The sequence below is a fragment of the Venatorbacter sp. C2-1 genome, assembly GCF_022832715.1.
GTDB lineage: Bacteria > Pseudomonadota > Gammaproteobacteria > Pseudomonadales > Oceanobacteraceae > Venatoribacter > Venatoribacter alkanivorans.
The window spans coordinates 1,782,942-1,803,955 of sequence record NZ_CP094879.1 but is presented as its reverse complement, the minus strand read 5'-3'; the positions used below and the strand labels follow the sequence as shown (position 1 = coordinate 1,803,955).

Here is a 21,014-nt window from a genome sequence, read left to right as displayed (position 1 = left end):
GGAATTCAGAAATGACCACCCCGGTTACCGTACGCTATATGTCACGCGCCGAAATCGAACGCCTGATGTACAGCCTCAGCGCCGACAGCAACAACGAACAGGCACAACTGTTTGAAGCTCTGGTTCGTCGTCTGCTGGAAATCATGGAGCAGGAAAACCGCTAGTGCCGGATACCTTTACTCCCGCCATTACGCCACCCGACTCACAGCCATTTTCTGTTATTAACCAGACCGAAGACTGGCTCGCCATCCACAAACCTGCCGGCATTGGCATGCACAGCGAAAACGGCGAAGCGGGTCTGGTGGTGCTGGCCGAACAGCAGTTTGCCTGCCCGTTATGGCCTGTTCACCGTCTCGATAAAGTTACCTCCGGCATTATTCTGCTGGCGAAAAATGCCACCGCTGCCGCCCGCCTCAGTGCCCTGTTCGCTGAGCATAAAATCCAGAAATACTATCTGGCGCAGAGCGCGCAAAAACCGAAAAAGAAACAGGGCTGGGTTAAAGGTGATATGAGCAAAGGCCGTAATGGCAGCTGGCTGTTACAGCGCAGCAGCCACAACCCTGCCATTACCCGGTTTATCAGCCACTATGATGAGCAACAGCAGAAGCGGCTGTTTCTGCTCAAGCCCCTGACCGGCCGCACCCACCAGCTTCGGGTTGCCCTGAAGAGTCTCGGTGCCGCCATTGACGGCGACGAGCGCTATGGCGGCGAGAGCGCCGACCGCACCTATCTGCATGCCTTTATGCTCTGCTTCCGCGATGAAGTCAGCGGTGCTGACCCGCAGGATATAGTGCTGACCTGCCTGCCACAGCATGGCGACTGGGCAGCTCTGCCCGACAACTGGCTGACCCCCTGGCAACTTCTGTAGCCTTTTCCCTTCTTTGTCATAACCCCTCGGCATTATCAGCAGACAATCCGCAGCACCTGCGAACACTCCCTATACTGTGCACAGTTAAAGCGTCATCCGGACGGTTGCAATTATTATATTAGTATATTCTAATGTAGTAATATTGATATTAACCCGAACCAATCGCCAGTCCATACCGATTGGTCTGACGCTGAATTCAGAGAGGAATTTTTCATGCCGACCACACAGCCTTCGTCCCGTCGTCTGCTGCGCAGCCTGAGCCTGGCTCTGCTGGCCCTGCCTGTATTCGCGGCAGCCACGCAAGCCGCCGATCAGACCAGCGCCACCAACAGCCAGATTCTGCAGGCCACCACTGTGCCGGTGTACTTTGATCTGGAAGCCACACTGGAAGCCGTGCACGAAAGCACGATCTCAGCGCAGACCAGCGGTGCCATCAAAGCCGTACACTACGATGTCAACGACCGTGTGGAGCAAGGCGCTCTGCTGCTGGAAATCGTTGATACCCAGCAACAGGCTCAGCTGGAACAGGCACGCGCTAACCTGGCCCAGGCCAAAGCCCAGAACGAAGACGCTCAGGTACTGCTGACCCGCAACAGCCGTCTGTTCAAACAGGGCACGCTGTCACAGGGGGAATTCGACAGCAGCAATGCCCGCGCCAAAAGCGCCGCCGCTGCGGTCAAAGCGGCCGCTGCAGCGCTGAAACAAGCCGAAGAGCAGCTGGCCTATACCCAGGTAAAAGCGCCTTACGCCGGCCTGGTTAAAACCCGTTATGTGGAAGTCGGCGAGCTGGTCAGCCCGGGGCAACCGCTGATGACCGGCGTATCACTCGAACAACTGCGTGCTGTTGCCGACGCTCCGCAACGTATCGCCAGCCAGTACCAGGAAGCCGCCCAGATTCAGGTGCGCGTGGGCGAACACAGCATCAACCCAGACAGCGTTGTGCTGTTCCCTTACGCCGATGCCACCCATCACAGCGTGCGTCTGCGCGCCAATCTGCCAGCCAACAGTCTGGATGCCAGCGGTCGCGCACTCTATCCCGGCCAGTGGAGCATCATTCGCGTACAGACCGGCGAGCGTAACGCCCTGCTGATTCCGGCCAGCGCCCTGCTGCAGCGCTCAGAGCTGACCTCCGTCTATGTGCTGGATAACGGTCAGCCGGAGCTGCGTCAGGTTCGCGCCGGCAACCGTCATAACGGCATGGTAGAAATTCTGTCCGGCCTCAGCGCCGGTGATGAAATCGTCAGCGATGCACTGGCCCAGCTGGCCGCAATCGGTTCACAGGGAGAATAATCATGGCGCTCGGAATTTCCGGAAAAACCGCACAGGCTTTCCAGAACTCGGCCATCACCCCGCTGCTGGCCCTGCTCGGCCTGCTGCTGGGCTTCTTCGCCATCATGGTGACGCCGAAAGAAGAAGAACCCCAGATTGACGTTACTTTCGCCAACGTGTTTATCGGCTTCCCCGGTGCCAGCGCACGTGAGGTGGAGCAGCTTGTCGCCATTCCGGCCGAACAGGTGCTGTCTGAAATCAAAGGCGTGGACGATATTTTCTCCATCAGCCAGCCGGGTCAGGCCATTCTGACCGTGGCCTTTGAAGTCGGTATTCCGCGCGAAGAAGCCATCCTCAACCTGTACAACCAGGTCTACAGCAATAATGACTGGTTCCCGCAGAACCTGGGCATGATGCAACCGGTGATCAAACCCATGGGCATCGACGATGTGCCTATTATGGGCATCACCCTGTGGTCGGAATCCGCCGAAGTCACGGCGTCGCAGCTGACCCAGGTTGCCCATGCGCTGGAAACCGAGCTCAAGCGCATTCCCGGTACCCGCGATATTTACTCCATTGGTGGCCACAACAATGTGGTGAAAGTTGAGCTCGACCCGGCGCGTATGAACGGCCATGGTCTGGCCTTCGATGATGTACGCAACGCCCTGCTCAGTGCCAATGCCGGCGGTTATCATCAGCCGCTGGTGCAGAATAATCAGGTAATCCAGATTCAGGCCGGCAGCTTCCTGAAAACCCGTGATGAACTGGGCCAGCTGATTGTCGGCAAAGACCAGAGCGGTCTGGTGTACCTGGCCGACGTTGCCACCATCCAGCAGCAACCGGATACCCCGGAGCAGGCAGTCTTTACCCGTAAACTCGGGCAGGACAGCTCACGCCCTGCCGTTACCCTGGCCATTGCCAAACAGCCGGGCATGAACGCCATTGATATCACTCAGGCGATTGAGCAGCGCCTCGATGATCTGCATAACCGCCTGATTCCGGCCAATATCAGCGCCGAAGTCACCCGCGATTACGGCATTACCGCCAAAGATAAATCCGACAAACTGATCACCAAACTGCTGTTTGCTACTGCCGCCGTGGTGGTGCTGGTACTGGCGACCATGAGCTGGCGCGAGGCCGTGATTGTCGGCGGTGCAATTTTCATTACCCTGGCGATCACCCTGTTTGCCAGCTGGGTGTGGGGCTTTACCCTCAACCGCGTATCACTGTTCGCGCTGATTTTCTCCATTGGTATTCTGGTCGACGACGCCATCGTGGTGGTGGAAAACATCCACCGTCACCTGCATATGGGCGGCAAGAAATTGCTGGAAGTGATTCCGGTAGCCGTTGATGAAGTCGGTGGCCCGACCATTCTGGCGACCTTCACCGTCATCGCCGCGCTGATGCCGATGGCGTTTGTGTCCGGCCTGATGGGCCCTTATATGAGCCCGATTCCGATCAACGCTTCAACCGGTATGCTGATCTCTCTGGTGGTGGCTTTTGTCGTAACCCCATGGCTGTCTTACAAACTGCTCAATCGTCACACCCCGGACAATGCTCACAGCTGCGATGAGGCCGATCCGAAGCAGGGCAAACTGTATGACGGCTTTAACCGCCTGATGCGGCCTTTTATCGAAGGGGCTGACGCCGGACGCAAACGTCTGCTGCTATTTGCCGGTGTAACCGCGCTGATCATGCTGGCGGTTGCCCTGCCGGTATTCAAACTGGTGGTGCTGAAAATGCTGCCGTTTGATAACAAGTCTGAATTCCAGATCATCGTCGATATGCCGGAAGGCACGCCGGTAGAACAAACCCTGCGTGTACTGGAAGAACTGTCCGACGAGCTGATGACCGTGCCGGAAATCAAAGACGTACAGCTTTACGCCGGTACCGCCGCGCCGATTAATTTCAACGGTCTGGTGCGCCAGTATTACCTGCGCGCTCTGCCGCATCAGGGCGATATTCAGGTGAATCTGGTCGATAAACACCAGCGCGACCGTCAGAGCCACGACATTGCCCTGTCCGTGCGCGAACCGCTGCAGGCGATCGGTAAAACACTGAACGCCAACGTTAAAATTGTTGAGGTTCCACCCGGTCCGCCGGTAATGGCACCGATTGTGGCGGAAGTGTACGGTCCGGATTACGAGCGTCAGATCGCGGCGGCCAAACAACTGCGCAGCCTGTTTGAAAACACACCAGACATCGTTGATACCGACGACTGGGTGGAAGCCGATCAGGAGCAGTGGCTGCTGGAAATCGACCGTCAGCGTGCGGCCATGCTCGGCGTTGCCCAGAGCAGCATCGTGCAGGCGATCAATACCGCCTTAGGAGGCGAAGACGTCAGCTACCTGCATACCGGCAATAATAAATACCCGCTGCCGATCCGGCTGGAGCTGAACGAAGGCGATAAAGTCGACCTCAACCAGCTGCTGGTGATGAAAGTACGTGCCGCCGATGGCCGCTTTATTGCCCTGTCTGATCTGGTGCATGTGCGTAAAGGTGTCGCGGAGAAAACCATCTACCACAAAAACCTGCAGCCGGTGGTGTTTGTTACCGCCGATATGGCCGGTGAGCTCGACAGCCCGCTCTACGGTCTGTTCAGCATGGCCTTTGGCATGGCAGATGCCGGTATGAACTGGCAGCAGATGTACATTCAGCAACCGCCACTGACCGATGACATCAGCATGAAATGGGATGGAGAATGGCAGATCACCTATGAAACCTTCCGCGACATGGGCATCGCCTATGGCGTCGGCATGATTCTGATTTATCTGCTGGTTGTCGGCCAGTTCCGCTCATATCTGGTGCCGCTGATTATTATGGCGCCGATTCCGCTGACCATTATCGGCGTCATGCCCGGCCATGCACTGTTTGGCGCACAATTCACCGCCACCTCGATGATCGGTATGATCGCGCTGGCCGGTATTATCGTGCGTAACTCCATTCTGCTGGTCGATTTTATCAATCAGAAAACCGCCGAAGGTATGCGCTTTGAAGATGCGGTGATCGTATCGGCTGCCGTGCGTTCACGGCCGATTGTACTGACCGCGGTGGCCGCCATGATCGGCGCGTTCTTTATTCTCGACGACCCGATCTTTAACGGTCTGGCGATCTCACTGATCTTCGGCATTCTGGTCTCTACCCTGCTGACGCTGGTGATTATCCCGCTGCTGTACTTCGCGGCCTTCCGCAAAACCTTCAGCGCCAGGGCCTGAACCATTAGCCCGGCTGCCGACCTGAAATGGAAAAGCCTGCCTTGCGCAGGCTTTTTTATTGCCTGATGAGCCCAGTCGCCGGTATAACCTTCTGCTAAACTGACGTTACTCTTCCAGAAGCGCAGCGACACTCCAGACACTCAGGTCTTATTTCGGAATGATCATGGAAACCAGTACTGAAAGCCCGGGAAAAAAAACCATCGAAAACCGGCGTCATTCTATTTTATGGCGGGTCATCCTCTACTTTGCTATCGCTTCCATCGCTCTGTCCGTCTGCGTCTCTGCTGCCATTGTTGTCTGGAATTACCAGCAACAAACTGAAGCCTTTCAGCGCAAACTCGAAGATATCCGTGCCGGTTACTCCGAATCCCTAGGTTCCAGCCTGTGGTTTTATGACGAAATTCAGATCCGCAGCCAGGTAAAAGGCATCATGAACCTTGAGGCCATCAGCTATGTGCGGGTGACCGATAACCTGAATATGAACATCGAAGAAGGCCGGCGGCCACACCATAAAGACGTGGAAAAAATGCCGATTGCCTTTAATGGCAAAGATATCGGTTTTCTCGAAATTGCATTCGACCGCGATGCAGTATTTGCCCAGGCCTCCCGTGCGGCTATTTCCAATATGGTTGCGCAGCTGGTCAGTCTGATGCTGCTGGCCAGTCTGTTAGGATTTGTTGTCCACAGCCTGATTAATCGCCGTATCAGCCTGATGGCCGAAGAAGTTAATGAACGTCTAAACAGCAACAGCTTTGAACCACTATCTACCCGCTCCGGCAATAATCTCGATGAAATTGACGTACTGATCCGTGCTTTCAACGCTCTGTCAGAACAAATGAACGACGAGCTGCAGCAGAAAACCCTGGCACAGCAACAACTGAAAACCATTAACCTCGAACTCGAAGACCGGGTTAAAGAACGCACCAACAACCTGCAATGCACCGTCGACGAACTGAACCAGACACTGGCCGAGCTGCACACCACGCAAAGCAAACTGATTGAATCAGAAAAACTGTCATCGCTGGGTGGAATGGTGGCCGGCATTGCCCATGAAATTAATACTCCGCTGGGCCTGTGCATCACCATTCACTCCTACATCGCAGATCATTATCTGAAGATGAAAAGCGCCTTTGAGCAGGGAGAAATGCGTAAGCAGGATTTTGTCGAATTTACCGGCATGATGGATGAAAGCCTGACCATCCTTGATAAAAACCTGCAGCGTGCCGCCCATCTGATTAAAAGCTTTAAGCAGGTATCCGAAGATCAGACCGGCGAGCATATCCGTAAATTTTCACTGCATGATTATCTGCACGAAATTCTCGAAACCCTGTCGCCGAAATTCAAACAGAATCAACATCAGGTGGAAATCGATTGTTCCGAACAGTTATGGATGCAGACCTACGCCGGTTCTATCAGCCAGGTGCTGACTAACTTAATTATGAACTCGCTGCTGCACGGCTTTGAGCATAAAAAAGACGGCCATATCCGCATTCAGGCAGCCGAAGAGCGTGGCAATATTGTTATCCGTTACAGCGATGATGGTATTGGCCTTAATGCCGAAGCAAGAGCCAAAATCTTTGAGCCCTTCTACACCACCAAGCGTGGCCATGGTGGCACTGGTCTGGGAATGCATCTGGTCTACAACATCGTGCATCAGCGCTTAAAAGGCGATATTCAGATTGAAGACAGCGAACAAGGCGCTGCTTTCCGGTTGGTTATTCCGAAGGTAACGGAAGAGCACAGTACGCAGATATAAAGATTGCTGTATAAATGTCCTTATAAAGACATAAAAAGCCCACATCAGCCACTACTGTCACCCCAAACTGCAGCATTCATCGACTACTGCTTTTCAATCTGAAACGCCTTTCCGGGGCAAGCCCCTGGCCCCCTGCAAGGAGAGGTATCTCCTTACGATCCTCTCTTTTCGGCGCGTCCGGCTTAATCCAGCCAACGGCAATGATTATGCGGCACGCAAAACAATTCGCCCCGGAACGACGTTTTAAAACACCAGATATTTGTATCGTTCCGGGGCAGGGTTTTGCTCTGAAGGCCGCAGAATCATCTGGTTGTCTGGCGCCGCACGATCGCCGGTTACAGTAATCCGCTCAATCGTATTTCAACGGAAAACGTGTTTGCGACATGATATTTAAAAGAATACGTTTGATCTGAAAAGCCGCTTAGCGGAATAATCAATGCGCCTGCAGGACGCCGGTTTGAATAATGCTGCGCCGGTATGTCCCGGCATGGATGCCGGGCGAGCGAATAGGGCCATGGATGGCCCATTATTCGCGGTACCGGGACCGCAGGATTATTCAGAGCGGATTAAGTCCTGCACAGCGCGAAGCGGGGAGTTTGCCCGACCGGCGTGAGGGGTAAGGCCCCTCAAAGAGGTCATGGGGCCTAAACATTAAAATACGATGTCATTGTCAGTTACGCTGCTGATTAAAAACTGTGGGACAGCAATGCGCATCAGCGGGCTTTTTTATGGTTTTAAGCCAGCCTGATATCAGGCCAGCTCATCCACCGCAACGCGGTAATTTGGATCTTCAATCACATTAACATCACACAGATTACCGGCTTTTTTCAGCATACTACGGCATTCTTCACTTAAATGGCGCAGATGTAATTCTTTGCCCAGCGCCAGATAACGCTCGGCAATACTGTCGATGGCTTCCAGCGCCGAGTGGTCGGCAACACGGGAGCTACGGAATTCAATAATGACTACATCCGGGTCATTTTCCGGCTCAAATAATTCTTTGAAATTTGCCACCGAGCCAAAGAATAACGGGCCAAATAATTCATACACTTTGGCACCATTTTCCTGAATACGGGTACGGGCGCTGATGTGTTTGGCGTGCTCCCAGGCAAAGACCAGCGCTGCGACAATAACACCGACGATCACAGCAATAGCAAGATCGGTCACCACGGTTACGGCAGACACCAGAATCAGAACAAAGGCATCGTGCTTAGGTACTTTGCGCAGAATACGGAAGCTCGACCACTCGAAGGTGCCGATCACCACCATAAACATCACACCGATTAAGGCCGCAATCGGAATCTGTTCAATCAGCGGGCTGGCAAACAGAATAAAGCTGAGCAGGAACAGCGCCGCGGCAATGCCGGATAAACGGCCACGGCCACCAGAGCTGACGTTAATCATGCTCTGGCCGATCATGGCGCAACCCCCCATACCGCCAAAGAAACCGGTAACCACGTTGGCGGTTCCCTGCGCCACACATTCTTTATTGCCACGGCCACGGGTGTTAGTCATTTCGTCGATCACGGTGACGGTCAGCAAGGATTCAATCAGACCAATAGCCGCAAAAATCACTGAATACGGCAGGATAAACCACAGGGTATCAAGGGTCATCGGCACCACAGGTACGGCGAATTCAGGTAATCCGCCGGCAATACTGGCCAGATCGCCCACGGTTTTGGTATCCAGCTGCAGACCCCAGGCGGCCAGGCTGACCACCAGAATACCGGCCAGAGCCGATGGGACGGCTTTGGTCATTTTCGGCAGATAATGGGTAATAAACATGGTTGCCAGCACCAGTCCGAGCATCACATACAGCTCAGTTCCCTGCAGCCATACACCGTCGGTCCAGCCCCACTTCCCTTCCGGCGTGAAGGATTGCAGCTGTGGTAACTGCGCCAGAAAAATCACCAGCGCCAGACCATTCACAAAGCCCAGCATCACCGGGTACGGCACGATACGGATAAATTTACCCAGTTTCAGCGCACCAGCGGTTACCTGAATCACGCCCATCAGCACCACCGCAGCAAACAGATACTGCGGTCCCGAACCCGCACCGAAATCACGCTCGGCCTCCGCCACCAGCGATACCATCACCACCGCCAGAGCACCGGTTGCGCCGGAAATCATGCCCGGACGGCCACCGATTAATGCGGTAATCAGGCCCACCATAAAGGCTGCATACAGACCGGTCAGCGGATGAACTCCCGCCACAAAAGCAAAAGCCACCGCTTCCGGTACCAGTGCCAGGGCAACGGTCAGGCCAGATAAGGTGTCGTTTTTAACATTGGGGGAAAAGGTCTGCATAAACTCGCGCAGCAACAACATAATGCGGGTTTCTCCGGGCTGGGTTCAGAAAGCCGCGCACTATACCAGCCCATCAGGACATTTTCAGGTTTTCGCTTATTTTTTGTGCGTTTACCGGGCTGACTGTCCACCTGACGGATATTTCTGTCAGGTGGACAGAGAGGTAAGGCATCAGACCGCAGAAGCCGTGCTGTGCACCGGAGTGATCCCCAGTGCCAGCAGGATTTTGTCCAGCAACACATAGAGTGAAGGCAATATCAGCAGGCAGATAAAGGTGGTGAACAGAATACCGAAGCCCAGCGATACCGCCATCGGTGTAATAAACTGCGCCTGGCGGGAGGTTTCAAACACCATTGGCGAAAGCCCGCCAAAGGTGGTCAGGGTGGTCAGCAGAATTGGCCGGAAACGGCGGACACCCGCTTCACGAACCGCTTCCAGCGCACTCAGCCCGGCCTCCAGCCGACGGCGGTTAGCGTAATCAATCAGAATCAGACTGTCGTTCACCACCACCCCGGCCAGCGCCACGATCCCCATCACCGACATAATCGACATACTGTAACCGAGCAGCAAATGGCCAATAATCGCCCCTACAGCACCGAAAGGAATCACCACCATAATCAGCAATGGCTGGCTGTAGCTGCGGAACGGAATCGCCAGCAGTACGTAAATCAGCAGCATGGCGAAAAAGCCGTATAACTGCAGCGAACTCATGCTCTCCTGGGTATCGGCCTGACGGCCGCGGAAATCAAAATCCAGCGTTGGGTATTTTGCCCGCAGATCGGCAAAGGCTTCTTCGCGCAGCACCGCCATCACCGCCGGCACCTGCTCGCGCGGTTCCACTTCAGCCGTCACCGTCACTACCTGGCGACCATCACGACGGGAGATGCTGGCCGGAGAAAGCTCTTTATGCAGAATGGCGATATCTGCCAACGGCACATAACCGCCCTGTGGGGTCAGAATCATCAGCCGCTCGATATCGGCACTGAACGCCCGCTCCTCCTGCGGCAGGCGCACCAGCACCGTCACTTCATTACGTTCGCGCTGCTGACGCAAAGCACGGGCACCATACAATGCCGCGCGAATCTGCTGCGCCACCACATCGGCTTCCAGCCCAAGACTGCGCCCCCGCTCATTCAGCTCGATATCCCACTGCGGCTTACCGTTGGTAAAGCTGGATGCCACATCTTTAACACCGCCAAGCTGCTGCATAAAGTCGCCCAGCTCAGCACTGGCGGTGGCCAGCAGTTCGGTATTACTGCCGCGCAGTTCAACCGTTAAACCGGCACCACCGGACGGGCCGCCGCCACGCTCGGCATCAAAGGTCAGACTGCGGATACCCGGAATTTCACCAATGGCCTCACGCCAGCGTTTTACCACTTCGTTGGCCGATACCGGACGCACTTCGGTGTCCACCAGTTTGGCCTGGATCTCAATGGTGGCGTTTTCAATATCGCCTTCCACACTGACCAGCAGCGGTTTGCCCTGCGCTTCAATCGGATCAACCACCTCTTTCAGCCGCGCTTCGAGCAGATCACGCACCTGCTGTGCCTGACTGAGCGGTGCATTAGGCGGCATTTCTACCTTGGCGACGGCAAATTCCCCTTCAAGACGCGGGAACATACTGAAGCCCATACGTCCGCTCATAGGCCAGGCCAGCACAATCAGGGCGATGGCCACCGCGATTGCCAGAGTTAACCCCGGCGCACGCAGGCTGCCGTCCAGCAATGGCAGATAGCGTGTCTGAATAAAACGGTGCAGACCTTTATCCACGCGTTGCTGCAAACGGTCCAGCCAGTGCGGATCGTGCAATACATCGCGTTTTTTCATACGCCCGAGGTGCGCCGGTAAAATAAATAAGGCTTCCAGCCAGGAAATAATAAAACAGCTGATAACCACAATAGGGATGGCAATAAAGAGTTTGCCCATCATACCCGGCAACGCCAGTAATGGCAGAAACGCAGCGACGTTGGTGAGAATGGCAAAGGCCAGCGGCATGGCGACTTCTTTGGCACCAAAAATGGCGGCATCCATAAAAGGCATGCCCTTCTGCATATGCTCGTAGATATTTTCGCCGGCAATAATCGCATCATCGACCACGATGCCCAGCGCGACGATAAAGGCGAACATGGAGATCATATTGATCGACATATCCCAGCCCGGCAGCAGCAACATGGCGCCCATAAAGGCTGTCGGAATCCCCATGGTGACCCAGAAGGCCAGACGGTATTCGAGGAAAAGACTGAGCAGCACCATCACCAGCACCAGTCCCACCACCGCGTTTTTCAGCAGCAGGCCAACCCGCTGCTTATAGGTTTCGCCATCATCGTCGGTAATGATCAGCGACATGCCCGGCGGTAACTGCGGACGGATTTCATCAAGCTTTTTGTACACCGCTTCCACCACCGTCAGCGGCGTCTGGCTTTCCGCACGGTACACCTTAAAGCTCATCGAGGTCTGGCCGTTGTAGGTAATTTCGCGGTTACTGTCGCTGAAACCGTCACGCACTTTGGCGACGTCACCAAGGCGTAACTGCACACCGGATATGTCGCTGATCAGCGGAATCTGACGGAATTCTTCCGCCCAGTACAGACGGTCATCCAGGGTAACCAGAATGTCGCCGCCGTCGGTTTTTACGCTGCCGGCACTCTGCTCAATGGCGTTATTACCGATAATGGCGGCCACATCGCTCAGCTTAAGGCCATAGCGCTGCAGGTCGTTCTGGCTGATTTCAACGTGAATTTCTTCATCGTTGATACCGCGTAATTCCACCTTGGTAATGTCCGGCGATTCCAGCAGCTGATCTTTAATCTGCTCACCCAGACGCTTTAATCCGAACTGATCCAGCGGACCGAATAACGCCAGTTCAATCACATCAATTGAACGGCTGGCGATTCTCACCAGTGGCCGCTCCATCTGTGCCGGGAAAGTAGAAATACGGTTAACCGCCTGCTGAATATCCTGATAGGCCTGCTGACGATCGACGCCGTTCTCCAGCTCGGCTGTGATCTGGGCCGAGCCCTGAGTCGCAGTGGAGACAATTTCTTTCAGGCCATCGATACCCGACAACTCGTTTTCAATCGGCAGAATAACGCCCTGCTCCATTTCTGACGGCGTTGCTCCGGCATAACCAACCGAGACAATCACCATGTCGGCTTCGTAGCTGGGAATAAATTCTTTACGGATATTCAGCGACATTAAAAAGCCGCCAATAATCAGAAATGCCATCAGCAGGTTCGGCGCAACCCCATGGCGTGCCATCCACGCCACCGGCCCGGTATAACGCAGACTCATGGACGTGCTCCATCAGCCTGTGGGCGTATATCGTTCTGAATGCGTACCGCCATACCATCGGTAGCGCTGTCGATACGGCTGAGCAGCAGCTGGTCACCAGGCTGCAGACCGTTTTGCCCATCCTTGCTCTTATCCCCGGCCGCCGCCAGCCAGGCCTGTTCACGGCCACGATAAAGCACCTGCACCTTGCGTTTATACAACTTGTCAGCGTTCACCACCCACAGGGTGTCATCATCATTCAGATGACGGACATCAATGGTCACAGCCCCGCTCAGTAAACGGCCGGGCAGCTGTACATCAATAAAATCGTTCACCAGCACCAGCGGCTGTCCTGCGGCCAGTGGCTGATCCAGCTCCAGCACCACCTTGGCCTGCCGGTCACTGCTGTCGACATCCGGCAGCACATTAAGAACACGGGCGCTGCGGGTTTTCCCCTGCCAGCCACTCATGCTCAGCGTGGCGTCTGCGCTGCTGTCGAGCCAGTTCAGGAAAGCACGTGGCACTTTGACTTCAATCCAGTAGCGTTCGGTACTGACCAGATCAAACAGCACAGTACTGCTGCCAACCTGACTGCCGGCGCTGACATGACGCGCCATAATCTGACCGGCAAAGGGCATACGCACCTCGGTACGGGCCAGATTCAGCCGCGCCTGATCAAGGTTGGCGCGGGCGGTACGCAGTGCAGCTTTGGCTTTCGCCAGCTGTGGTTCACGCAGCACTAACGCACGTTCTTCTGCACTGAGTTTTTCGGCGGCCAGTGCATATTCTTCCCGCGCCAGTGCGGCCTGCCCCTGTTCAATATCGAGATCGGCCTGAGCCTGAGTCAGCGCGGCCTGGCTCTGCTGCACCTGCAGTTCAAAATCGGTTTTCTCCAGCGTGGCCAGCAGACTGCCTTTGGCCAGATACGCACCCGGTAGCGCATCCTTACTGATGTCCGCCACCCGCGCACTGACCTGTGCGGTCAGGGTTACACTGTCGGCCGCCATCACCTTGCCACCAGTGGGCCAGAATGGCCGGGCATCCTTGCTTTCCAGCGCGATCACTTCCACCAGCCGGGCCTGAACTTCGGGTTTTACCCGCTGGGGTTTCGGGGCAGACGTCAGGATGTACCAGGCCAAAGCCCCGCCAACCAGTAAAACCAGCGCGACCAGCAGAACATTGCCTGAAGCCGGACGACGATGACGATGACGACGTGCACTCATCATGACGGTGTTTCCTCTTTACTGAAGTCGCCATGACTGACGGCTTTGTATAACTGAATACGGTTCTGCAGCTGGCTCCAGCGGGCATTTAACAACTGCTTCTCCAGACTGATCACATCCTGTTGCGCATTTAACAGAGCCAGAAAATCCCCCACGCCTTTGCGATAGCGGTTGTTCTGGAAGGCTTCGCTTTTGCTGGCCAGTTCCAGTTGTCGCTCCAGGCTAAGCACCAGCGCCTGACTCTGACGTTCGTCGGTCAGCGCCTGCTGTACTTCCTGCGCGGCGTCCAGCAATGCCTGCTGATACAGCGCCAGGTTCTCATCTAATGCGGCGCGCTGTTGTGCAACGGCGGCACGGCGGTTGCCACCATCAATTAAGGGCAACACCAGACCACCGGCCAGATTCGTCAGCCAGTTATCAAATACCTTGCCCAGATCTTCGTCACTGCCACTGTAAGAAGCGCTGAGGGTAAAACGCGGGTAACGGTTAGCGACGGCCGCGGCAAGGCTGGCATTGGCACTTTGCAGCTTAAAGAAGGCCTGCTGCACATCGGGGCGTTGCTGTAAGGCACTGACCGGTACGGTTAACGGTGTGGTGTCGAGCTGCGGCAAGGATTGCGTCTGATAAGCGCGCAATTCGCTGTTTTCCAGCGCCGCCGCCGACAGCCATTCACTGTGCCCCATCCACACAGCCAGCTGCTGGCGGTAACTGTCGCGCAGGCCTTCGGCGCTGATCAGGTCAGCATTAATGGATTCCAGTAATTGCTCCTGCTGCCAGACATCGGAAACCGCCGCCTGTCCGCGCTGAAAACGCCCGCGGATTACCTGTAACGCCGACTGAACCCGCGCCTGTTGTTGTTGCAGCAATGTCAGGTTCTGCCCTTCTTTAATCAGGCCAAACCAGTTAAGGGCAATTTGCCCGGCGACCGTATTAGCCTGAGTGCGTGTTGCGGCATGACTCGCCAGCGCGGTTAAGCGGCCGGCCTCATCCAAAGCGGACACCCGCCCCCAAAAGTCGAGTTCGTATTCTGTGGAAATACCCGCCGACCATAAGTCGCTGGTTGTGCTTTCACGCCAGCTGCGGGATTTACTGAGGGAAACGTTAACATCGGGATACTGGCCACTGGCATTCTGCCGCCAGAGCGCACGGCTCTGGGCAAGGCGCGCCCAGGCGGCCTGCAGGCTGTAATTCTGCTCCAGTCCCTGTGCAATAAACTGGTCGAGTTGCGGGTCGTTAAAGGATTGCCACCAGCGGTTAACACTGATGCTGTTCTGCTCAGTACCGGCGTTATTATTCTGGCCGGTAAAAATGTCCGGTAATGCTGTCTCGGGTGGTTCAACCGGTGTAACGCTGGCGCATCCGGCCAGTGCTAAAACCGCCACCGCCGCAGTGCCGCGCCACGGAACCCTGATGATAAAGCGCACAGAGACTTCTCCGCAGTGAAAAGGCGCATAATAGGCGCGCAGCGGAAAAGATGAAAATGGTGTTTACCCATCTTTACCCGTACCCGCCACACACCCTCGCTGCACACAACTGCCATTCAACGCATGACTGCTCAGTAAAAAATATTCAGACTGACTTCAATATAGTCATCCTGACGCAGGCTGTAAGCCAGCGTATCTTCCTGATCATCAGCCATAAACATCCAGCCATTCACTTTTAACGTAGTGAAATCCGTCAGACGTGTGCTGGCTTCGAGCATAACCCCGCGGCTGCCGCTGTAATCCAGATCCTGAGTAATACCGGCCAGAATTTCACTGGAGTCAGCATCGTTAAATGCCAGGCGGGTAGCCGCAAACACATCGTTCTGTGCCATAGCCGCGTCGTTGCCGCGCTGGTCGTACTGATATTCAAGCAGCAGACCAACATCCAGCGCGCTGTCCCAGCGCTCAGCAAAAGGCCCCACCAGGGTATATTCAAAACCACCCACTGCGGCGCTGTAATCCTGCATGCCGGCTACACCCAGTGTTTTCAGATCAGCAGCCACATGGTCATCGAAATCACGACGCAGAACTTCCAGCTTCCACAACCAGGCATCCACCGTTGCCTGCGCGGTAATACCCAGCTGACGCTGCAGCGGATAATACGGCGTTAATCCGGTTATCTGTGGCCCACTGCCGCTCAGGGTGATATCCGGTGTTAAAAAAGGATCACGGGCGGTGCCCTGAAACCAGGCCGCGCTTAAATCCAGCGGTGCCTCCGCCACTTCAAACGAGCGGCTCCAGCGCAGCGCCCAGTCGACGTGTTCTTTTTCTTCCGCCGCCTGATAATCAGCCTCGTCACTGACCAGCAAAGCAGAACGCAGGCGCCCTTTTTCGCCGGCAAAAGTACGCTCGCGGAATCCCGGTAAAATAAAGGCTTCCAGCGTGCCGATCTCATGCAACCAGGTCGCATGCACCATTGGCTGGCCGAGTTTTTCTTCGCCGTCCGGTGCTTCCACCAGATCGGTCTGGTTAATAACATCGACCAGATGCTGCGACTCAGTTACGCCCCAGAACACTTTGCCGATACCGGCACGCACTTCCCAGCTGGAGCCGTAAGTCAGCCACATCAGCTCACGGATATCACCATGACTGCGCTCATCATCGGCACTGTCATAACGATAAAAAGGCTTAAAGGTCAGGCGCTGGGTATCGCCCCACTCCCACACCAGCTCAGGCTCTGCCCAGACTGACAGCACGCTGTCTTCCTGTTGCGGAAATTGCGCTTCCTGCAAAAACTGGCGCCCTTCAACGGCGCCCTGCAGGGCCAGGTCGGGCATAAGCCCGGCGCTGGCGCTGGTACTGGCATTAACACTCAGCGCAATCAGGGCGCTGCTCTGTAACGTGATGGTTATCAGCCGTTTCATACCGATTGCGCCCTCCTGCTCAGCGTACGCGGGAAAGCGTGGCATCGTTAAAATCGGCATCCGTCAGGCCGGTATCAAAACGCAGCTCGGCGGTATTCAGCACGGTGCTTTTACCATTCTGGTGATTCACCATGGTCAGCACATCGGCGCGCCAGAATTTATCTTTATACAGTTTATAACCAGAGAAATTCAGGGTTTTCAGCAGGCTCTTTTTACGGTCATAAAACTCAACCTGTTGTGCACGCAGGTGTTCGGTATCCAGCCAGACAATCTGCTTGGTATAACCGGAATATTCATCTGCCGGAATCTGCTCAATTACATGGCAGACCACACCGTTCAGCGTTTCTTCACGCAGGTAGGTAAAGCTGTATTTCTCCAGTTCAAATGAACTCATATCTTCGTACGCAAATTCACTGCCCATAAACGGACCGGATTTATTGCGTGAAGCAATACGTTTAACGCGTTTCAACGCTGGCAGATACAACCACTGTTCATCCGGTTTTCCGGTGTGCGAGAAATTCAGAAACGCGGTGCCTTTTACATCGCGCGGCTCATCAAAAATGGTCAGGCCTTTGTCACCGTCATCCACCACTTCGAGAGATTTTAGGCGCATTTCTCGTACGCTTTCTTCACCCTGGGAATTACGCAGGGTCATGGTCATTTTTGCTTCACTGTCGCCCCAGCCCAGATCACGTTGTTTGCGGTCTTTGGCAATGGCCAGCCCCTTCTCCGCCGCATCAGCAGCAGGTTGTACCGCATCAGCCTGCGCAACCAGCGGGCTGACCAGAGTAAATGCCGTAATAAGGCTCAGAAAAATCTTCATAATGTTTCCCCTGTGAGAATGGATGCAGGATTTGGATCTTGTTGTACGTCTTGCCGGGCTTTTTGTTGTTCTTCAGCGTTACAGTGTGCCTGATTATTTTTATCAAGGCGCAATAAAAATGCCGGCAGGAAGAAGAAGTCGACCAACAAGGCAATAAAAATAATCAGCGCTGTGGCCAGTCCCATATCGGAATTCAGGCGGAACGCTGAGAATGCCAGCATAGAGAATCCGGCCACCAGTACCACGGTAGTAATCAGCAAGGCACGGCCAACGCTGGAAAATGCGTAGCGTACCGCCGCTTCTGCGTCTTTACCATCATCGCGGGCACGTTTGTATTTGGCCAGGAAATGCACGGTATCATCGACGATAATCCCCAGTGTCATCGAGGCTACAATCGACAGGCCCAGGTTAATTTCACCGGAAATCAGCCCCCAGATACCAAAACCGACCAGCGCCGGGCCAAGGTTCGGAATCAGACTGATCGCTCCCAGGCGCAATGAGCGTAATGCCACCACCAGCAGTGCCGAAATTAAAATCAATGCCGCTATCATGCTGATGATCATGCTGTCCATATTGGTTTCACCAATATGCGAGAACATCAGTCCCGGACTGGCCGCCGTCAGGCGGATACCGGCTGCGTTTTCCGCAAACCAGGCACGGGCACGGTCTTCCAGCGCGACGATTTCTTTACTGCCCAGATTTTTCAGGGTCGAGGTCAGGCGGGTCGAGGATTTATCCACGTTCAGCTGATTATTCAGATCCAGTCCGTAAGGCAGCGACATTTCATACAGCAGCAGATACTGCGCCGCCAGCTCACGATCCTGTGGAATGCGGTAATAGCTTTCGTCATCACCGTGCATATTTTTATTCAGACGCTTAAAAGTATCCGACAGCGTTGTCACATGATCCACTTCCGGCTGTTGACGCAGCCATTCAGCAAAGGCCTCGGTTTTAGCGATAAAAGCCGGATCATTCACGCCCTGAGCTTCACCGGTATACAGTGCCCAATCGATGGTCTGGGTACCGGAAAGATAAGCTTCCTGAGTATCCACCGAATCGCGGAAGTCGGTGCCTTTGGCAAAGTACTTGGTCGCTTCATCGTTCACTACATTCAGCGTGACCAGCGAGCCGAAAATCAGCATCAACAACGCCGTAACCGGCAACAGCGTGCGCTGATGACGCACCACCCAGCCACCGAATTTTTCCATACCGCCATGGTGCTCAGGCGACACTTTTACCCGCACTGGCAACAGCAGCAATAATACCGGCAACAGGGTTACTGAAAGAGCAAACGCCACCATCACACCAATCGCGCTGAGAATACCGAAGTCGGCCAGCACCGGAGATTCCGACAGCACCAGCGTCAGGAAACCCACTGCAGTGGTTGCACTGGTAATAAATACCGGCATTAAATTCAGATCGAGGGCAAAACGTATGGCTTCGCTGCGCGAACGCCCTTCACGCATTGCAAATTGTGCCGAAGCTATTAAATGTACGCAGTCAGCCACCGCCAGTGTCATCACCACAATCGGTACGTTAATAGTGCCGGTGGACAGGAAAAAGCCGAGCCAGCCACCCAATCCCATGGTCACACTGATGGTCAATATCAGCACCAGCACCGTTGCCAGCATGGCCAGCACGCTGCGCAGCATAACCGCCAGCATTAACACAATCAGTCCCAGCATCGCCGGCACCAGGGTGGCCATATCTTTCTGACCCTCGGTGGCGAAACTGTAATTCATCGGAATCACACCGGTATGATAAAACGCCGCCTGCGGATAGCGGCTGCTCAGTTCATTGGTCAGCCCCTTAACAAAATCGACCACTTCAATCACTTCGGCGGTGTTGTTGGGGGTATCCGGTATCTGCACGGTGATATTCACCACCGCAGCGCGGCCGTCAGCGGCCACCAGACCACCATTCAGATTCGGCTCATTAATGGCAATATTGCGGATGCGCTGTAACTCAGCAGGGGTTAAATCCTGTGGATTCTGTACCAGATCCTCAACGATCATATCGTCGTCTTCAGACCAGGTATGCTGGAAATTCACCACCGAATCGACGCGGCTGGAAAATGGCGTCTGCCAGGCCTGTTCCGTCAGCTCTGCTAATAAAGTCAGATTTTCGTTGGTGAATACATCGCCATTTTGTGGCACGACCAATACCGAAATATTGTCGTTTTTATTGAAGATGCGCTGCATCTCCTCAAAGTCCTGCAGCGGGCCATAATCATGCGAAAAGAAGACTTTATAATCACCGCGAAAATAAAGGTTCTTACCGCCAAACGAAGCACCAAACGCCAGCACCAGTAACAATAAAAGCAGTATCCACGGATACCGCAATATGGTGTTTAACCAGAGTGTTTTCATACGCTTTCCCTGTAGTTATTAATGGTTCAGTTATTTCAAAGCACCTAACTGCGCCATTTCCGGCGCAAATACATCGCGTTCGACCCGTTCCCAGCTGGCCTGATAATCCCACTCTGAAGACAAAGGCTTAAAGCCCATACCATCGAGCAGAATATTACAGCTGATAAGAGCAACATTGGTTCCTAACGCGCGGCTGACCGCGGTGATATCACAGGCCGTTGTCATCAGTGCATTCAGACCAAATGCCTGCGCCCAGCTGATAAATGCCATTAATTCCACGGTTAATTCCGGGCTGTCCTGCAGGTAGCCCTGCTCAATGGCGTTACGGTAAATATCATCCACTATGCGGGTAACACGCAGGTCACACTCATCGATTAATTCACTTCGGGCTGCGGATGTTTTTTCGGTAAATGAGGGGGTTTTCGCCGACAGAACAGCCAGCGACAACGTTGGCTGCAGGCTGGCATAGAGGTGATAAGCAACGTTCATTGCCAGTATTTTTTCCCGCAAGGTTCCGTCAAATGCAGCAGCACGGCTGAACATATCTTCCATCATTGCCATACCACGCAGACACAGCGCCGACAGGCAGTCTTCCTTACTGGAAAAATGGTTATACAGTGTGCCTTTGGAATAGCCACTGGCACGCACCAGCTTATCCATCGAAAAATCGGCAAAGCCATCGCGATTCAGCAATTCATGGGCAATATCCAGCAACTGCTGTTCACGCTCAGCAATTTTTTCGGCTTTGCTTTTACGCAGACCCAGAGGGCAATCGGCTTTGCCGGCGCCCAGTTTGCCGGAAAACAACGGAAACAGCGGCTTATTGCCGCCTTCGGAGCTTGACTCACTGGCCATCCACAGGCGTTTATCGGCCATCAACGGCGCGGCAGAATCACCAGCCTGACACAGCACCGGAGCACTGCCGGCACGCAACATTTGCTGAATCTGCTGCAACAGGCGCTGCTGTCGCTCGGGAGAAATATACTTTAACAACCACTTCATTTTGACGATCCGTCGAAAATTGACGAACCGTCATATTATTCTCTTCTGCCTAAACAACAAGCCC

13 protein-coding genes are annotated in these 21,014 nt (G+C 54.5%); 5 read left to right on the top strand and 8 right to left on the bottom strand.

All coding sequences use genetic code 11. The annotated features are described in order from the left end of the window. Positions 1–11: 11 nt before the first annotated feature. The 5 genes from MT343_RS08000 to MT343_RS07980 all read left to right on the top strand — a co-directional run bounded on the left by MT343_RS08000 (position 12) and on the right by MT343_RS07980 (position 7,108). Positions 12–164: a cell developmental protein SirA gene (locus MT343_RS08000; protein WP_145469021.1), complete on the top strand. Its 153-nt coding sequence runs from the start codon at positions 12–14 to the stop codon at positions 162–164. Then, positions 164–868, top strand: a complete 705-nt coding sequence (locus MT343_RS07995) for a TIGR01621 family pseudouridine synthase (RefSeq protein WP_243989484.1) — start codon at positions 164–166, stop codon at positions 866–868. The genes MT343_RS08000 and MT343_RS07995 overlap by 1 nt, the downstream gene beginning before the upstream one ends. 213 nt (positions 869–1,081) lie before the next feature. After that, positions 1,082–2,158 carry an efflux RND transporter periplasmic adaptor subunit gene (locus MT343_RS07990; RefSeq protein WP_145469022.1) on the top strand — a complete coding sequence of 359 codons (1,077 nt, stop codon included), beginning with the start codon at positions 1,082–1,084 and terminating at the stop codon, positions 2,156–2,158. A 2-nt stretch (positions 2,159–2,160) separates the two neighbouring features. Beyond that, a complete protein-coding gene (locus MT343_RS07985) occupies positions 2,161–5,352 on the top strand; it encodes an efflux RND transporter permease subunit (RefSeq protein WP_145469023.1) in 3,192 nt (1,063 codons plus the stop codon). A 163-nt stretch (positions 5,353–5,515) separates the two neighbouring features. Next, on the top strand, positions 5,516–7,108 hold the full coding sequence (locus tag MT343_RS07980) for a sensor histidine kinase (RefSeq protein WP_186435902.1): 1,593 nt from the start codon (positions 5,516–5,518) through the stop codon (positions 7,106–7,108). Between the two features lie 750 nt (positions 7,109–7,858). Here the strand turns inward: MT343_RS07980 and MT343_RS07975 are convergent. From MT343_RS07975 to MT343_RS07940, 8 genes are all read right to left on the bottom strand, one after another. Beyond that, positions 7,859–9,436 carry a SulP family inorganic anion transporter gene (locus MT343_RS07975; RefSeq protein ID WP_243989483.1) on the bottom strand — a complete coding sequence of 526 codons (1,578 nt, stop codon included), beginning with the start codon at positions 9,434–9,436 and terminating at the stop codon, positions 7,859–7,861. A 150-nt stretch (positions 9,437–9,586) separates the two neighbouring features. Further along, positions 9,587–12,706, bottom strand: coding sequence for an efflux RND transporter permease subunit (locus MT343_RS07970; RefSeq protein ID WP_145469025.1), 3,120 nt, complete (start codon positions 12,704–12,706; stop codon positions 9,587–9,589). Then, the gene (locus MT343_RS07965; protein WP_145469026.1) at positions 12,703–13,911 is read right to left on the bottom strand and encodes an efflux RND transporter periplasmic adaptor subunit; all 1,209 of its coding nucleotides are present in this window, start codon (positions 13,909–13,911) and stop codon (positions 12,703–12,705) included. The genes MT343_RS07970 and MT343_RS07965 overlap by 4 nt, the downstream gene beginning before the upstream one ends. Beyond that, positions 13,908–15,332, bottom strand: a complete 1,425-nt coding sequence (locus MT343_RS07960; RefSeq protein ID WP_186435903.1) for an efflux transporter outer membrane subunit — start codon at positions 15,330–15,332, stop codon at positions 13,908–13,910. Before MT343_RS07960 ends, MT343_RS07965 begins: the two co-directional genes overlap by 4 nt. 131 nt (positions 15,333–15,463) lie before the next feature. Then, entirely contained in the window at positions 15,464–16,756 is a 1,293-nt protein-coding gene (locus MT343_RS07955) for a hypothetical protein (protein ID WP_145469028.1), read from the bottom strand. A gap of 19 nt (positions 16,757–16,775) precedes the next feature. Next, positions 16,776–17,579, bottom strand: a complete 804-nt coding sequence (locus MT343_RS07950; protein ID WP_145469029.1) for an outer membrane lipoprotein-sorting protein — start codon at positions 17,577–17,579, stop codon at positions 16,776–16,778. Continuing rightward, positions 17,576–19,948: an efflux RND transporter permease subunit gene (locus MT343_RS07945; RefSeq protein WP_145469030.1), complete on the bottom strand. Its 2,373-nt coding sequence runs from the start codon at positions 19,946–19,948 to the stop codon at positions 17,576–17,578. Before MT343_RS07945 ends, MT343_RS07950 begins: the two co-directional genes overlap by 4 nt. 30 nt (positions 19,949–19,978) lie before the next feature. Continuing rightward, positions 19,979–20,950, bottom strand: a complete 972-nt coding sequence (locus tag MT343_RS07940) for a TetR/AcrR family transcriptional regulator (RefSeq protein ID WP_145469031.1) — start codon at positions 20,948–20,950, stop codon at positions 19,979–19,981. Positions 20,951–21,014: the final 64 nt, after the last annotated feature.

Coding starts and splice junctions, on each gene's coding strand:
- MT343_RS08000 (WP_145469021.1), top strand. CDS start 12: ATGACCACCCCGGTTACCGTACGCTATATGTCACGCGCCGAAATCGAA.
- MT343_RS07990 (WP_145469022.1), top strand. CDS start 1,082: ATGCCGACCACACAGCCTTCGTCCCGTCGTCTGCTGCGCAGCCTGAGC.
- MT343_RS07985 (WP_145469023.1), top strand. CDS start 2,161: ATGGCGCTCGGAATTTCCGGAAAAACCGCACAGGCTTTCCAGAACTCG.
- MT343_RS07980 (WP_186435902.1), top strand. CDS start 5,516: ATGGAAACCAGTACTGAAAGCCCGGGAAAAAAAACCATCGAAAACCGG.
- MT343_RS07975 (WP_243989483.1), bottom strand. CDS start 9,436: ATGTTGTTGCTGCGCGAGTTTATGCAGACCTTTTCCCCCAATGTTAAA.
- MT343_RS07970 (WP_145469025.1), bottom strand. CDS start 12,706: ATGAGTCTGCGTTATACCGGGCCGGTGGCGTGGATGGCACGCCATGGG.
- MT343_RS07965 (WP_145469026.1), bottom strand. CDS start 13,911: ATGATGAGTGCACGTCGTCATCGTCATCGTCGTCCGGCTTCAGGCAAT.
- MT343_RS07955 (WP_145469028.1), bottom strand. CDS start 16,756: ATGAAACGGCTGATAACCATCACGTTACAGAGCAGCGCCCTGATTGCG.
- MT343_RS07950 (WP_145469029.1), bottom strand. CDS start 17,579: ATGAAGATTTTTCTGAGCCTTATTACGGCATTTACTCTGGTCAGCCCG.
- MT343_RS07945 (WP_145469030.1), bottom strand. CDS start 19,948: ATGAAAACACTCTGGTTAAACACCATATTGCGGTATCCGTGGATACTG.
- MT343_RS07940 (WP_145469031.1), bottom strand. CDS start 20,950: ATGAAGTGGTTGTTAAAGTATATTTCTCCCGAGCGACAGCAGCGCCTG.